Raw genomic sequence first — 15,234 nt, 5'->3', positions numbered from 1 at the left:
AGCGAGGGGTTCGTGGCACTCAGCGAAAGCAGCCCTGCCACTCCGACCGAGCCGCCCCAAATAACCCAGACACTGCACCACGCGTTGACGGGTATCACGCCAACGTCGAAACCATTCGCACCGACCTTAGATGAGTCAATAGTCAGGTTGATAGACGCCAGTTTTTTGGCCTGAGCAGCATTGCCCACCATCAATTGATCGGCCACGACTGTCAACGAAGGCGAAGCACCTGTAGCCGAAACTTTCAGGCCTTGCCAAGTACCGATCAGCGGCGCTTCCCGCAGTTGGCCGACTTCAGTAGCGAGTGCAGCAACATCAATGTTGGCCTGGTTCGCGGGCGCGCTCCACGCTTTAATGCACAACATAACCGCCAAGTTTCTAGGCCGAGTTTCCACTCCGCCTGTGGCTTGTGTAACACCGCCTTCCGAGTAAGGCGAAACCCCCGAGTTGATGCCGATACCACTGCTTTGACCTAAAATCGTTTTGGCTTGTTGTGCATGGGTGTGGCTTTTAAATTCGTCTGCCTGATAAGTTCCGAGCGCACGCCCAACGTCAATTCCTCGACCATGATCCCAACCGCGCAAGAACTCACCGCGAGCGTCGGGCAGACGAAAGAACCCCGCAGGCTCGCCGCCTGTGTTGAAAGAAGTCCCGAGGTATGCGAACAAATCGGGATATGTCGCGCCGTTCTGGACACTGCCGTCCAACTCAAGATAACCGGCAGGCACCGTCGCTTTAGGGAACGGCATGATGGACCCCACCGGCACTCCGTCATCTGACGCCCCAGCTAACGTCAACAGCACAGATACAGCGGCATTGGCGCCCGGCAAGCCCCCCATGCCGCTCAAGTATCGAACACTGACACTTCGGTATGGCCCATTATCGATGGCACTATTCGTCACCCTGAAACGGTGCGCGAGCACGCCACTCTGGTCTTGAAGTGTGATGGTGTCACCAGAACGCAGAAGCGACAGGCATTGTGAGTAATCCTCACCATCAGAGCTAGCCTCGCTGATTCGCAACTGGGTTGCCAAGTTGAGGTCGGCGTTATTCAGCGCGACTCGACCTTGACCTGGATCGTTGCTTATTGATGATGCCCATGCCCACATACCAAAGTTTGCGAATTTCTTTCCCTCGATATCCGACAACGAGTGGGTATGCGTACCCTGTGCGAACAATACGCGCAGCGCTTCGAGCATTTGTGCATCGTCGTCTTTATCAGGCACGACACCTGCTGCGTCCAGAATCGAAAGCTGTTCCCGCTGAACAGAGTTCAACCATTCATCGGTAATGATTGTTGCCGGAACTCCTCCGGCGACACTCCCCTTAGTGAACTCACCAGCGGGAGTTGCTGTTGAGGTACTGTCACTGATTTTCTGCATCTTGATCTCCATAACCGAAAATAAGGAATGATTCGGCTGGCTTGAGTTGATTAAGCCTGCATTCCAACGCTCTATTGCCCCAGGCCGCCAAAGGGTCACCTGCCGAAGTCATTCCAGCGGCTGCGTGAGTGATAGTTACGGAGGGGGCATTTACTCGCCAAGTGAACGACCAATCGCCGCCGTTAATAGCGTCACCTGCACGCGCTAGACCCGCACGAGCGGGCTGGAAAGTAGTGATGGTGATTTCGTAACCAAGCGATTTAGCCAAGCCTATGAAAAAGGCCTTACTCTGGCCGCCCCCGTCTTTCAACTTGCTGATAACGGCGTTTATGCGTTGGCGAGTTGTTTGCGGTATTCCCTGTAAGCAAGGATCAGGAAGGCCCAGTAGGCGCTCCCAGTCCTCTAAGCCTTCGCCAGTATCAGGGAACAGGGTTTTATATACGGAGTCCGAAGCACTAACTCCGGCAGTTAGTGCTTTTGCTTCGGCCTCAATCGCAGCCGAGAGGTTAGGTGCCGTACCGTCATAGGAAACAGGCGGTAGCAATAGCCTGAGCTGGTCTGCGAGACTGGTCATTCCAGAAGGCCCAAAGTTATAGACCCTGGGCGAATCCAACCGACAACGTTGTCATCGTCAGATGCTTTCACGTTGTTGGCTGGAGCTTGGACAGCGCGATCTATCACGCCAGCCAAGTTGTTAAGCATCGCTTCAATTTGAGAACGCTTCAAAATTTCTCGGGGCTTTAAGCCGCCAAGAAGCGAGTCGTAACCTTTCCGTGCTTCTCGCTGCACATCGACCAACAAGAAACCGGGGGCCAATTCGACCAGCGCTGTGGCATCGACTTCCCGAATAGCTGGTGCATAAACCCAAATATCCGCGATTACCGAACATTGGGATTGAATGTGCGCCAGGCAGTTTGCAATTACTTCAGCAGAGGGTGCGCCATCGCTGGCGGTAATTACAATATCAACCGTACCGCCGCCGCGACGGCGAGGCAGCACCAGAGCATCAACCACGCCGTCGACTTCCCGCGCCCAACGTCGGTAGTCATGAACAGCACCTCCGGCAGGCGGTGCCTGAACAATGTCCAAGTAGCGAGTTAGCAACGACTCCATAGTTTCTGCGTCCTCACCCCCGGTCGTTTCGCTTACAAAACGTGCGGAAGGGGACATGCCCAGGGGCGGACTAGTAACGACAAGCTCATTACTCAAACCATTGAGCGAAACACCGACTGTATTGGCGCGCACAGCGACAATGACACTACGGTCGGTGCCAACCTCAGCACTTGATATCGCTGTGAAAGTTTCGCCTGTCGCCACATGCTTGATTGTGGCCCCCTGTAGCAGGGTAGCCCCAGGGGTTCCCGTCAGCAGTACCTGTCCAGTAGCAGCGACAGCCACTTTCTGAAACATCCCTCGAATTGCAGCATGGTGCAGCAACTCGTCTTCGTCCGACGTATCCGCGAATATCTGGCGGTAGATCCACGCAAGCTTTTGATATACGCCTTCTACCGCAGCAGAAAATGCCGCCGAGCGAGCGTAATTATCACTGTCCTTGCCGATGTCAGCCTCTGATTGCAGGTTGCGAATATCCCTGAGTATCTGGCCGAGAATGTTTTCAAATGCGGGGATCGAGATTGCCATTCAAATCACTCTTACAGGGTGACGAAACACCTGCACATTGCCGGTGGCGTCGATGACCTCAATGTCGAGATTGAGCCAGCCGTTGTGCGGCTGATCAGCTGTTACCGCAACCGCTGTAGCGCGTCCGTCATCGAGAAGCGGTTTAAGTGCGGCCTCGGCATATTGCTTGGCCAACTTACGCACCCGAGGAAGGTCTTTCTCTCGGCGCAGTTCATGCAGGCGGGAACCAACCTCAGGAGCTGCCCACCAGCTCCCGAGCGGGGTCATGATTCGGATGTAGACGGCGTTAGCCAGCGTGTAGATTCGCTGACCTGATGCGTCGCCTGTAGTGGGGTTTATGCCTGCGTCCATAATGGGCAGGATGACAAGGTTTCCCGCTGAGTGAGTTTCAGCCTGGCTTAAGGCTAAGCGCTACTGCAAAGCGTCTGGCGTAGGACTACTACCATGCTTGTGGCTGTTGTAGATCAACCTGTCAGCCTGCATGGTTCTGGTGTGGTCCTCGATCTCTCCTGCGGCCTTGATGCTGCCTGTCGTCTCGATCAGGGGCGTATCAAAGCTGACCTTCGTACTAGCCTTGATTCGCAAGGTGTCCGTCTCGACCTCGATCACACGCCCACGCTTCATGTGAACGAAGTCGCCCTCATCGGTGTACAACGCCACCTCGCCATCCTGCAACGTCAACCGATAGCGACCATCCTCGCTGGCAACAACTACCGCATGGTTGCTGTTGCCGCCGACCGGAATCACGATGTACTCAGCACCAGGCAACGGGGCCGAGGTGAATCCGTAGTGCTGGAACAATTCGCCGGACACCGCCTCACCCGCGAGCCCCTGCATTTCGACACCTGTAATACCCGCCTGGGTGTTGCTTGCTGCGACCGCTCGAAACGCCTGACGCACTTGCTGCATGACACGTATCGCCTGTTCGCGCGCAATCCTGGCCATTCCACTCATTTCAAGCGCTCCTGATCTGTTCGATAAATGCGGCGTCTGGATTGGCCTTGCCCTTGCGCTTCTTCAGCTTGGCCCCATCCAGTACCCACATCTTGTCTTCACGCAGCCTCAGCTCGGTGATGGCGCCTTGCCGCCCCCGCGTCAGCCGAAGTGTACGAGCCATCAGGAAATAGACTCCGTTCAGCCCGTGCGGCTCGCTGAACACATGGACCCGCTGTCCAGGCGTCCAAACTTGGCCACCCGCCGTTCGGTGCCCCTCTACGATTGCCCGGATTTCCAACCCTTCAAGACGACTATCCGCCAGCAGTTTCCGTGCGCGGGTGGTCGCCATGTCCTGGCTTTCGGTGCTGCTATCAATGATCACTTTGGGTCGGAAGATCCCGCGACGGGCCAGTGTCTCGTCCTGAATCACCGACTTCGTATGCGAGCGGCTGGCGGTCAACCCATCCAGCCCGTCGTTGGTGTACTGGCCGTGCTGGCCAAGGACAGTGATCTGGCTGTAGCGATTCGCGATGGAGCGCCGAACCGATAGCCGCTCAACGTTGTTGCGCATGCCGTCCAGGCGCAACACCAAGCTATCAACCGGCGCCGCATCGTAGTCAGGACCACCGACAACGAGCGTGCCATCAGGATCGAACCAGGGCCAAAGCCCGTTTGCCTCGGCAACTTGTAGCAGTGCTTCCCAGGCGGTTTGCCCTGGCTCGATCTGCACGCGACGGCGCACCTTCGCCGAGCCTTGGCGAACATCTACCCTGCTGATTCCGAGAGGCCTCACCACCTGGCTGATGACCTCATCAAGCGACGCCTCGCGCATCGACACGAACGGACAAGAGCAGTCCACCAGCGCGGCTGCTCCGTCGCGGCCATTGATACGGATTGCGATGCCATTGCGGCTAACGTCGTGCTCGAACTCATCGATCTGGCCGGTAAGCACACGGTCCTTGCCAAGGTTCAGCGTGCAACTGGCCCCTTCGACCAGGACGCTTGGCAACTTGGCGGTATCACGCACGTAGAGTTCCAGCTCGAAGGCGTCAGCTGGGGTGAGCAAGTCTGACTCAACAGACCAACCGTCCCATGTGGCGTGAGTCATCCCGCCGATGGTCAGGCGAATAGCATCACTTGGCGTAGGCACGCAGCACCTCTCCGGCTTCGATGTTGTAGGGAGACTTGAGCCCTGGATTGAGCCTTGCCAGCTCTGCTGATCGTGCGTGGTCACCATACCAATGGTGGGCCAGCCGCCGCAGGCTGGTGGCACTGGGAACGGTGCGCTCAATGAGTGGCGGGCTTAGCAGGATCACTGAGCGAGCACGAGCCTGAACCACCCCCGCAGTTGATCGCAGCGCATTGATGATCGGCAGAGCGACCTCCACGCCGTAGAGGCGACGGTGCAGCAGAATCGCCGACTGAATCAAAGAGCGAACCAGGTTAACCAGTCGCTCAAGCTCATCCGGGCTCAGCGTCGGGGTTGCGGCCTCGTCTTCAATCACTGCGGCCACAGCCTGGGCATGGGAGACCGCTAGTTCCGTGATGATGAGCACGACCAGTGCCAAAGCCGATGCCGCCACAGGGTCGGCTGGCATTGCAGCAGGCAGCACCGATGCATCGGGCTCGATCCCTTGGCGAGCGGCCAGTAGGAGCGCCGAACCCGCTCGCGCCGCGTCAGCCGTCAATGCGTCGTTACCCGGCATGGTTGCGGGGATACCATCACGCGATAGCAGCTCTCGCGAGGTGCTAGGCGTGCTGTCTTGAATGATGCTGCGAATCTCGGTAGGCGTGCGCAGCAGGTCCGTCAGTGGATCGAATGCAGAGAGCGGGTTGCTCTTGAACAAGCTCACCACACCGGACACCACTCCGAGGATCTGGCTACGCAATTGCTGCAAGCGTAGGCCGATACCAGGTAGGCCCAGCGCCTTCTCAAGCAAGCCCGTCCAGCCGCCGCCAATCCACTCTTGAATTTCGGCCACCAGGCTGTCGATTGCAGCCAAGAAGTCGAAGACGCCGTCCTGCCACGTGTACTCATCTTCGACCAGCATCTGCTGCTCAAGGGTGTAGACGAGTTCGCGCTCAAAGAATGGCTCGTCGGGCTTCTGTTCCAGGAACTGAAGCTCAACGCTTGCGTAGTCGGGGCGCTCGGCGGTGTGGTGAACCGAGTAGCCCTGCGACACAACGGTGATGCTGCCGTAGATTGGGTGAACAAGTTCGCCAGGGCCGATGATATCCAGCACGCCCAGCAGCAGCCGCAAGTCGAATTCGTAGTTGGTGCCAAACACCACGGCTCGCATAGAGAACGCACGAGCACCGCGCCCCAGGTCTTCCACGGAATCCCCGTCCTGGTACGGCGTGCCGTGCTGCGCAAGTGAGCGCTGCGCCTGAAGGCTTTCCTCCACCACGTCGAACGACACACCTCGATAGGAGGCGTCCAACAGGTTCTCTTTCCAGCTCATTGGCCGCGCCTCACTTGGATGTCTGTGCGGCGCTCGACATCGGCCTGGATGGCGTGCGAGTCCAGGCGCAGCTCAAGGACCAGGGGCTTTTCGAGCAGCGCCTGCAACCTGGCGTCTGCTGCGCCCTGACTGGCACCTTGCTGCATGGGCGCTATGGAAGCGCTGGCCAAGCGCTGGGCCGCGTTTGCTGCCCATGCACGAGTGCCCTCCACCGACGCACCAGACGCAGTGAGCCCTGTTTGCTCTTGGGCCAACCGCTGCGCCTGGCTCGATAGCCAACTGCTCGACGCGTCGGGGTTGCCCTTGGCAAGGTCGATGCGGTTCCGGTAAAACGCGACCCCGTAAGCCCGCTGCTTATCGTCATGCAACTTGGAATTTTCCATAGCATGCAGCCGACCTTCATCGGTGTTCTGCGAGGAACCGCTGGTGAGGCTTGATATCGCGGCCAGACCTGCGGTGCCGCCCGCCACCAGCGTTGGCAGGCTCCACTTGCCGGTTTTCTTATCCGCCGACAGCTCAGGCAGCCCAGCACTACCAGCACCGAGGTTCGCGGGCCAGTTGGTGACAAACACCGATGTGACGCCCGCTGCCTCTTCCAGCACCTTGCCCACAGCGATGTTCTTCAGCGTTTCCGGCCCGCCCAAGAACTTATTGAACAGAGCGCCCGCACCCGACTTGACGCCTCGGCCAGCGTAATAGGTGCCGACGCCCGCCAGCGCACCACCGGCCAGCATTTGCTCGCCCGAGAGATTCAAGTCGTCCAGCAGGTAGCTGCCGAAGTCGGCAAAGCCTTTGTTCAGCGGCTGGGCCATACGGTCAATGGCCTGGCTGAACGTTGCTTTCATCCGATTACCGGTGCCCGTGGCACTGTTGACGTTGTCGACCAGGTCTTTTTCGAAGATCGGCTTGGCGTTCTGGATCTCAGCCGCCTGCCTTGCAAACGTCTCGTTCTTGTCCCCAGTGAGCATGATTCGCGCACCGCGAATCGTGTCCTGATCCATGCCCTTGAATACAGCGCCCATGAACTTGGCCCGCTGCTCATCCGTTTTCATGCTGTCGTACTTGCGCTTCAGATCAGCAAACACATTCTCCGGATTTCGCGAGCTGCCATCCTTGTTGAAGAACTGCACGCCCGATGACTTAGTGATTTGATCTTGATAGGTCTTGTTGCTGAACAGGCGCAAAGTCGACTCAGCCAGGGTGCCCAGCCTTTCGGGCTGCAACTCGACCGTGGAGAGTGTTTCAGTGAATGCCAAAGCCTGCGCGAGGGACATGCCCGCCGCTTGAGCAGCGCCGCCGATCTTAGGGAACAGGTCAGCCAGGTTCTCCAGCTCAGCGTTACCCATACGGCCCGCAACTGTCATCTTTTGCAGCAGGTCCAGCGCGACCCCGTCCTTATTCAGGTCGAGGCTGAAAGCGCTGGCACCCGCAACCACTGCCTTACCCAAGACCGCTGAATCAGCGCCGGTAACCGCCGAGCCCTGCCCGATGGCGTCAGCGGTTTTCTTCGCCGCGCCGTAGTTGACCCCGGACGCGATCAGCGTGTTGAAGCCACTGTCGACCCCCTCGCGATCCAGACCGTATTGCTTAGCGATCCGGAAACCTTCATTGCGCCACTCGTCGCGCTCGGCGTTACTCATGCCTGCGGTCTGCTGAGTCCGGATCAACTGACGGTCCAGCCTGGCGCTGCCCGTCAGCCCGGACGCTACACCAAAGCCCACACCAAGCCCCGCAAGCTGGCCCTGGGCCGAGCTACCGAAGCGCCGCAGCCTGTCGAACTCTTCACGCACGCCTGTCGCCAAGCGCTTGAGCAGGCGCAGGTTGTTGCCGCCGTTTTGGGCCAGGCGGCGCATGCTTGCCTCGGTCTTGTCGACGGACTGGCGAAGCGGGTCGGCGCCTTCCTTGGTGGCCTTGGCCAGCTCGCTCTTTGCATCGCTTGCAGCCTTGCGCCCGGCTTCGCCCATTGCCTTCAGCGCGCTGGTGGATTGTGTGACACCAGCGCGCCAGATGCCTTGCCCCTGGGCGACTTCACGCACTGCCTGGCGGATGATCTTGTAGCTAGCTGCACCGGCCTGGCCCGCATTACGCAATGCCGTGCCGGACTTGTTGGCTTCTTCCGTGAGGATGCGCGCACCCTTATTACCAGCATCACGCATGGTGTTGCCGAGCGCCTGCACCTCCCGGCGGGCATCACCAGAGTGCGCTTGAACGCGCAAGGCAACGCGCAGGTCCGTCATGGGTGTATCTCCCAAAGGCTTTCATACAAAAGAAAGGCCCGAATCGGGCCTTGAGTTAATGCCGGGTCGCGGCCTGATCTACTTCGAAGCACAAGTAGGCGCGCCCACCTGGCTGAAGCCTCACCGAGTAAGCCCCCGGCCCGCTTGGCACCAGACCCAGGCGCAGCCCTGCCGCCACCAAGTCCTTTTGAAATGCCGCCATCGGCTCCGGCGCACCCGGAACCAGGAGCGCGACACTTCGGTGGGCACGAAGCGAGTTATCAAGGGCCTCAAACTCGGCCAGGCCCAGGGCCACACATTGATTGGTCATCGTTTTTTCTTCCCTTTCCCTCTGGCCACGTAGCGGGTGGTGTTCTTCCTCCGGCCGATCAACAAGTCAATACGGGTGTCGATCTCGTGCCGAGTCATGCTGCGGATTTCGTCGAGCCGGTAGCCGTGCTTTACGAGGGCGTGCTCGATGCGGCGCCAGTGGCTGGCGCTGCCGCCTTCTGCGGCTTCAGCTTTTTTTCCAGGGTGATATCCGCGTCCGAAATGAGCGCTAGGTCGGTTTCGGTCAGCTCATCGAGCAGTAGCTCGGTAGTCAGTGCTTCAGCGGGGATCTCGCCCAGGGAAAGCAACTGACGGCGGTAAACCTCAACCGTGATCAGTTGCAGCGGCCCCTCGGGGTGCTGCTGCTGGGCGACCACCATGTCGCCCGCCACCGCTACTCGCAGGGTGAATTCCTTGTGCCGCATGCCCGCGTACCACACACCGATTTCCAGTTGGCCCTTGATGGTGAGGCCATCCCAGCGCTTGTTTTGGTCAGTCATGGCCTCACTCCATGTAGTAGTTGAGAGCGGACAGGGTCAGGTCGCGGGTGGCCTCACCTTCGAGCTGGTACTTGGTGCCCATTTCCAGCAGCGCAACACCTGTCCAGGTCTCGCGCTTACCACCGCCGTCGCCAGGCTCGATGGTGATTTTGGCGTCGAGCATCGCGCGCCAGTTGGGTTCACCTGTTTTTGGGATCGCCACGGAGACACGCAACTCGTGGTCTTCCATGCCCTTGGCGGTGCCTTTGGCGCGACCGGTGCGATTCATAGTCTTCACGACTACACGACCGGTTTTCAGCGAGTGGTCAAGACTCTTGATGTCATAGTCTTGGCCGTTGATGGACAGAACAATCTGCCCTACGTAGTTATCCGACATGGGAATCTCCGGTTAGAGCAGCAGATCGATTCGACCAGCAAACACATGCAGGCCATTCACGACATCGGCAGGGATGGCACCATTGAGGCGATTCGCGTCCTGGCTAGAGCGCTCAACGATCAATCCTGCTGCGTTGTCATCCACCGCCTCGACGATCTCCAGGTCTTCCAGTTTTTTGAGCACATCCAGCAGTTCGCCGCGCACAGCGTCTGGCGTTTTCTGGGAGAGCTTTTCACGAGGGAAGCGCAGGCGGATGCGGTCGCGGCAAGACTTGCGCACGTAGTACAGCGTGCGCATTGTGGTCAGGTCGAGCAGCGAAACGTCGTCGGCCCCAGCCGCACTTTTGGTGTAGGTCGAGACGGCACGAACGATTTGGATAACGTCGCCTGCACCGACCTCCAGTGGCGTGACGCCGTTCTTGAGGCAGGTTTCTTGCTCAGTACGCCCCAGGCGGCTTGCCACTGGCGGCACGGCAATACCGGCAAGCACCAGGGTATTCAAAGGGCGGGCCGGGTCTTCTTCCGAAGCGATCATTGCAGCGTAAGCAGCGGCCACCTGGCGGGCAGACGATGGCGTACCAGGCAGCAGCGCCACGCTGATCGCTCCACCGTTCAGCGAGGCGGCCAGTGCAGTGGCGGCGGAAAGCGTCGATGTGACAGCACCAACACCGATAATCGACTGCTGCTCAACCGAGTCGGTGTAGGTGTTGATGTGGGTACGCAGGGCGGTCATTGCTGCCTGGCTGTACCAGGCTGGCACCAGGATGGTGTAGCCACCCATTGCAGTAGCCGCCAGAGCTGCCGAAATGTCCGGCTCCTCAACACCGGTGACGGTGACCCCGACGCAGGACACTGCGGCATAGCGATAGGCCGCGAGCAGTGCAGCGACCATTTCCCCGGCCACCGGGCCGAACTGTTCTTTGGCCTCGGGCGCACTGTAGACCTGGGTAGGCACCAACGGCGCGGCGGTTGCGTCATCACCCAGTGGCACGACCAGGCAGATGTACTGAGCATTGGTCGGCAGGTTTCGCACCGCCATGCGCAGGTTGAATTCCATGTAGACGCCCGGCTTGCGGATCGATGCCGGGATGGTGTCGAAGGCGATGGTCATTTCGTGGCTTCCTTGGCGGTCGATTTGGCACCGCCTTTCGTCGGACTGACAGTGCTGGGCTGATCTTCAGCCACAGCCTTCAGTTCGCCGGAGGCAATGCGTCGGTGGTAGTAGGAGTGCTCGGGTACATTGACCGGACCAGCCGGGGCTGGCTCGATAAAGCCGCCCCCAGGCTGCCCCTCGGTCGGGAGCAGCGGCACGGGGTGTTCTGTAGCGATCACACGCATCACAGGTTCCTCAGTTCAATCGAGTCGGTGACGACCACTTCCGGGTTGTCAGCCGGTACGTGGAACGCCAGGTCGATGCCTTCCAACATCGGCAGTTCTTCTTCTGGAATTTCCCAGTCGAGGTCGACGGCGAAGCTCTGGCCCAGCACCGAAAGGTGGCTGGCGTCGTACTTGCCATTGACCAGGTTGGCGAACTCGGTCGGCGACACGCGGGCGCCATCTGGCTTGTGCTGCCAACCAGTCAGCAGACGCATACAGCTTTCCCAGATCCAGTAGCTGCCAGGGTCTGTCGCCACGGTGCCGCGCCGGGTTTCACGCTCACCTCGTAGAGAACGGCTGGTGATGACCAGGCGAAACACCACAGCCGCCGCATAGCGCCGAGTTTGGCCTGCCTTGCGGAACGTCACCTTTGGGGTGGTGATCAATACGCTTGGGGTGTTCTTCACCAGCTCGACCAGCAGATCAGGGGCGCTCAGCTCGCCGCCATAGCTGTCCACGTGCAGCCGTGGCAACCGCTTTACCAGCTCGCTCAGTCGCCCCTGAATGGCGTCTTCCAGTGCGCCCAGCATCACAGCCCCCTCAACGTTGTTCGGCTGAACATCCGCGGCTGATGGCTGATCTGAAGCCCAGACCGACCAGCCTCGGCAGCACCGCGCTTTTCATCTTCGGCGGCCAGGTTCTCCAGCCGCTTGATGATGTCGCGGTAGCGCAGGCGCACTGCCGACTCGGCATTGGCCGCTTCGCCATACAGGTGGAAGCGGGTCAGCTCGGGCAGGTCATCCGCTACCCATTCCGGAGCGTCTTCGCCTGCCTGCCGGTAGCGCAGGTAAAACTGAATCTCACTGCGAGCGCGAGTCGCAGCGTCGGCAATCCGTGCCAACGCGGCCACCGCAGACGCCACGGCGTCGGGCGACCAATCGTCCAGCGGCTCACCCTTGGCCGCCGCTTCCAGCAGCTCGCCCTCAATCGGCAGGTTGGTTTTGGGAACCGCCAGGTCCGCCATTTCCTTGGAGCCGAAGCGGGTGATGATCGCGATGGCGCTCGGCAGTGAGAGGTTCATCAGGCGTCTCCCTTCTTCCTGCCACGCTTGGGCGCGTTCTCGGTGTTCACGGCCTCTGGCTGACCACCAGTTGCCGGAGCCACTGCCTGAATCGGCGCCGGATTCGACGACGAGTCAGGACCGCTGGCACCGCCGAGCGTCGATTGGGTTCCATCGCTTTGCGCCTCCGGCATTGCCTGTTGCGGCTTGAGGTGTTCGGTGATGAGGTTGGCCAGGTCATCCGCCAGGATGCAGATAACGCCTTCCTCGCCTGGGTGTGCCTGGACCAGCAGATTGGCGTCCTGCACGACCAGGTCGGGGACTGACTTTTGGTGCTCCAGGATGCGCATTACGTCGCTAGCCGCTGTTCGCAGCCCTGCGCGAGCCTGCTCCAGTTCGTGCTCCAGTGCCGCGATGGTGTTGCCCATTTCCTGCAACAGCTCGGCGCTGCTTTGGTCGGCTTGAAGCGCGTCCTCCTGCACGCCCTCGACAACCAGCAGGTGAGGGTCACCGCGCATCACGGCCAGTTGCTGTTCGGTAAGCATGCCGTCCGGGTAGTAGGTGCCCTCGGTGCGGTGGGCGATGCCGCCGCGACGAAAGCCGTCAGTCTTGGACTTGATAACCACACCCATGGTCAGGCCTCCGTGCCGGTGGAACCGTAAGCCAGCTGCCAGAAGCCGTAGCCACCAGCGGCTCGCGCTTCAGCGCCGAACTTGTACTTCTTGCGGTTGAACACGTCGTCGGCCTCGGGGTCGGTCTGCTGGACGAACACCGGAGCCTTGCGCTCCTGATAGATGAACGGCAGGACAGGCTTGCTGGTGTCCAACAGGAACCAGGCAGTGCGAGAGGTGAGGCGCGGCTCGACGACCACTTCTGCGGCGCCCTTGTAGGGGTTGGCCTGGCCGTCCTCCAGCTTCTCCGAAGTCATCATTCGGCGGGCCGTATCACGCAGCGCAGGCGGCACCAACAGCACGTTCGGCATCACGCTGATGGGGCGACCGTCTTCGTCCTTGAACTCCTGCATGATGGTGCACGCGGCGCCGAAGCTTTCCTCGGCAGCTGCCAACGTTGCCACGGACAGGCGCTTGGCGCCCATGTTGCTGACGCTCTGGCCAGCCACAGGGTGGTCGGTGTCGAAGAAGTATTGGCCGTCGTAGCAGCGCGAGATAAAGGCTGCGTTCACCAGCTCGTAAACGATCTCGTCCGGGAGCTGCTTGGCCGAGAAACCAGCCATCTTGGCCTGCGGCTCGTAGATACCCAGTTGATCGTCTTCGACGTGGTTGCGGTCGACCTCGACAGTGGCTTCGAAGTCTTCGTTGACCACGGTGTAGGTGTAGGCCTGGAGGTTTTTGACGTGCTTGTCGCCGACCCACCGGCGCATCTTTGGAAACGCCGACAACCAGGCGTAGAGGTTGCTGCCGGTGCTGGACGGCACCTTCATGGCGATCTTCTGCCAGGTGCTCGGCGCCGATGCGAAGGCGTTGTTGAACAGGGTTTTCAGGGCGACGAATGCCGCATTGATTGCGTTCTTGTTGACCAACATGCGCTATGCGCTCCTTTATGAGGGGTTACTCGACCCAAACACCGTCAGAATCGACGCCCACGATCAGCCCCGAAGGCGAGCGTGTGCCGCCGCCGTTGGTAGCGCTGACCGTGGCGTCATCGACGACGTAGGCTTGTTTCAGTAAGTGGGCTTGGGTAACGGTCCCGTCGTTGTCCCACTTGAATGCATGGCCGCGACTGATCTCGACGGTTTTTGCGCCGTCAACGCCGCCGGTGTTGTCGACGGACTCTTCGGCACGGCCTGCGTAGGTCAGGCCTACAGCGGTCTTGCCGGGGATCGCGAGACCAGACGCCGAGAGAACAACCTGAGCCCCTGCGTGGATGAGCACACCAGCCCCCATGCGGACGACCAGGGTTTTTGCTTGTTGCTTCGGGGTATTGCGATCAGCAGTCAACGCCATGATCAGCTCTCGCTCTTCAGGGTTTTTGCGAACTCCACCGGGTCAATGCCGAGCTGAGCGCAGACGGCTCGCTGCTCGGCATTCAGTGCGGTGGCGATGACTTCGGGCTGGCGTTCGCTCAGGTCGGACGGGGCAGCCACAGCCGGTGCGGCCTTCACGAACTCGCGGAAGCGGTCGAGCCCGGCCTGCTCCGAGCAGGAGGCACGGTAGAAGCTGACGGTGGCTGGAGTGATCTTGCCCATCTTCAGCGCGGCATCGATCTCAGCCTCGACAACGGCCTTGTGGTCATCCGCCTTGCGGGTATCCAGCGCCTGCTCGGCGTTGGTCGCGCGCGACACCATCAGTTCGTAGTCTTGGCGCGGCACGAACTTGTCCAGGCTGGGTTGCTCGCTGTTGCGAGCAGTGGCGGTGACCTTCAGTTGATTGACGGCGGCGACGGCTTGTTCATCGGTGGCAGCGGCATCCAGTCCGAGGGACGCCGCGAGTGCGAGGGAAAGTGCCAATTTGGGAGTCTCCGTTTGCTCATGGTTCAGTGCGGTAAGCACCAGGTTGGGTTTGTTCGTCAGGCCGACGCTGACCATGCGAAGGATTCGCCGGTAGGCATCGTCGTAATCGAAAACAGGGGATACGAAGCGGTACTCTTTGGCGGCGACCTGGACCCCGGCGCGAGGCGTCCAGTCGACATGGCCCCACAGGGCTCCGTTGCGCAGCTCCAGCCGATCAATCCAACCTGCGGCAGGAGCTTCCTCGCCCTTCGGGGCTGCAACTTCGGTGGCGTGTTCCCAGTCGATCACCATGTCGATACCGCGACCGGCGAAGGCAGCGAGCACCAGTTGCTGGCCCAGCTCGTCGAACAACCAGGTGCGCCCATCGCGTCCGGTGACTGTGGGGCCAGAGGGGATAAGCTCGATCCAGTCAGGCGCCTGGCCTTCAGCGGAAGGCTGCGTCGAAAGATCAGTGTTCAGTGCGAGAAGTGTTTTCATGCCGCCAGTGTGTGGGGCATGGGGGAGCGAGTGTTTTTAAGCGCGACGCAAGAAATGGTCGCTGAAGT

The 15,234-nt window shown here is 60.1% G+C and carries 18 protein-coding genes; all 18 read right to left on the bottom strand.

Annotation, left to right across the window (positions count from 1 at the left end):
• Positions 1-1,382, bottom strand: a 1,382-nt coding sequence (locus tag ACQKPE_RS16275) for a phage tail protein (protein WP_427667394.1), incomplete at its 3' end; no start/stop codon positions are given.
• A complete protein-coding gene (locus ACQKPE_RS16270; RefSeq protein ID WP_427667392.1) occupies positions 1,366-1,956 on the bottom strand; it encodes a YmfQ family protein in 591 nt (196 codons plus the stop codon). The genes ACQKPE_RS16275 and ACQKPE_RS16270, both read right to left, overlap by 17 nt.
• Complete coding sequence (locus ACQKPE_RS16265; RefSeq protein ID WP_427667390.1) at positions 1,953-3,023, bottom strand: baseplate J/gp47 family protein; 1,071 nt, start codon at positions 3,021-3,023, stop codon at positions 1,953-1,955. The genes ACQKPE_RS16270 and ACQKPE_RS16265 overlap by 4 nt, the downstream gene beginning before the upstream one ends.
• The gene (locus tag ACQKPE_RS16260) at positions 3,024-3,290 is read right to left on the bottom strand and encodes a phage GP46 family protein (RefSeq protein ID WP_427667388.1); all 267 of its coding nucleotides are present in this window, start codon (positions 3,288-3,290) and stop codon (positions 3,024-3,026) included.
• Between the two features lie 144 nt (positions 3,291-3,434).
• Positions 3,435-3,932: a phage baseplate assembly protein V gene (locus ACQKPE_RS16255; RefSeq protein WP_427667396.1), complete on the bottom strand. Its 498-nt coding sequence runs from the start codon at positions 3,930-3,932 to the stop codon at positions 3,435-3,437.
• Between the two features lie 46 nt (positions 3,933-3,978).
• Entirely contained in the window at positions 3,979-5,109 is a 1,131-nt protein-coding gene (locus ACQKPE_RS16250; RefSeq protein WP_427667387.1) for a phage baseplate assembly protein, read from the bottom strand.
• The gene (locus tag ACQKPE_RS16245) at positions 5,093-6,421 is read right to left on the bottom strand and encodes a DNA circularization protein (RefSeq protein WP_427667385.1); all 1,329 of its coding nucleotides are present in this window, start codon (positions 6,419-6,421) and stop codon (positions 5,093-5,095) included. Before ACQKPE_RS16245 ends, ACQKPE_RS16250 begins: the two co-directional genes overlap by 17 nt.
• Positions 6,418-8,658 (bottom strand): phage tail tape measure protein, encoded by a 2,241-nt coding sequence (locus ACQKPE_RS16240; RefSeq protein WP_427667384.1) that lies wholly within the window; start codon positions 8,656-8,658, stop codon positions 6,418-6,420. Before ACQKPE_RS16240 ends, ACQKPE_RS16245 begins: the two co-directional genes overlap by 4 nt.
• A 440-nt stretch (positions 8,659-9,098) precedes the next feature.
• The gene (locus tag ACQKPE_RS16235) at positions 9,099-9,467 is read right to left on the bottom strand and encodes a hypothetical protein (protein ID WP_427667382.1); all 369 of its coding nucleotides are present in this window, start codon (positions 9,465-9,467) and stop codon (positions 9,099-9,101) included.
• A 4-nt stretch (positions 9,468-9,471) separates the two neighbouring features.
• Complete coding sequence (locus ACQKPE_RS16230) at positions 9,472-9,843, bottom strand: phage tail protein (protein WP_427667381.1); 372 nt, start codon at positions 9,841-9,843, stop codon at positions 9,472-9,474.
• Positions 9,844-9,855: 12 nt separating this feature from the next.
• Entirely contained in the window at positions 9,856-10,953 is a 1,098-nt protein-coding gene (locus tag ACQKPE_RS16225; protein WP_427667379.1) for a phage tail sheath subtilisin-like domain-containing protein, read from the bottom strand.
• Positions 10,950-11,180 carry a hypothetical protein gene (locus ACQKPE_RS16220; protein WP_427667378.1) on the bottom strand — a complete coding sequence of 77 codons (231 nt, stop codon included), beginning with the start codon at positions 11,178-11,180 and terminating at the stop codon, positions 10,950-10,952. The genes ACQKPE_RS16225 and ACQKPE_RS16220 overlap by 4 nt, the downstream gene beginning before the upstream one ends.
• Complete coding sequence (locus ACQKPE_RS16215; RefSeq protein WP_427667376.1) at positions 11,180-11,749, bottom strand: phage protein Gp37; 570 nt, start codon at positions 11,747-11,749, stop codon at positions 11,180-11,182. Before ACQKPE_RS16215 ends, ACQKPE_RS16220 begins: the two co-directional genes overlap by 1 nt.
• Positions 11,749-12,240, bottom strand: coding sequence for a phage protein Gp36 family protein (locus ACQKPE_RS16210; RefSeq protein WP_427667374.1), 492 nt, complete (start codon positions 12,238-12,240; stop codon positions 11,749-11,751). The genes ACQKPE_RS16215 and ACQKPE_RS16210 overlap by 1 nt, the downstream gene beginning before the upstream one ends.
• Complete coding sequence (locus ACQKPE_RS16205) at positions 12,240-12,851, bottom strand: HI1506-related protein (protein WP_427667373.1); 612 nt, start codon at positions 12,849-12,851, stop codon at positions 12,240-12,242. The genes ACQKPE_RS16210 and ACQKPE_RS16205 overlap by 1 nt, the downstream gene beginning before the upstream one ends.
• Positions 12,852-12,853: 2 nt before the next feature.
• Positions 12,854-13,762, bottom strand: coding sequence for a Mu-like prophage major head subunit gpT family protein (locus ACQKPE_RS16200; RefSeq protein WP_427667372.1), 909 nt, complete (start codon positions 13,760-13,762; stop codon positions 12,854-12,856).
• A 25-nt stretch (positions 13,763-13,787) separates the two neighbouring features.
• Complete coding sequence (locus ACQKPE_RS16195) at positions 13,788-14,183, bottom strand: hypothetical protein (protein WP_427667371.1); 396 nt, start codon at positions 14,181-14,183, stop codon at positions 13,788-13,790.
• 2 nt (positions 14,184-14,185) lie between these two features.
• A complete protein-coding gene (locus tag ACQKPE_RS16190; protein ID WP_427667370.1) occupies positions 14,186-15,166 on the bottom strand; it encodes a phage protease in 981 nt (326 codons plus the stop codon).
• Positions 15,167-15,234: the final 68 nt, after the last annotated feature.

The organism is Pseudomonas sp. NPDC089554 (genome assembly GCF_050280645.1).
Classification (GTDB): Bacteria; Pseudomonadota; Gammaproteobacteria; order Pseudomonadales; family Pseudomonadaceae; genus Aquipseudomonas.
This window is presented reverse-complemented; position numbering and strand designations above follow the sequence as displayed.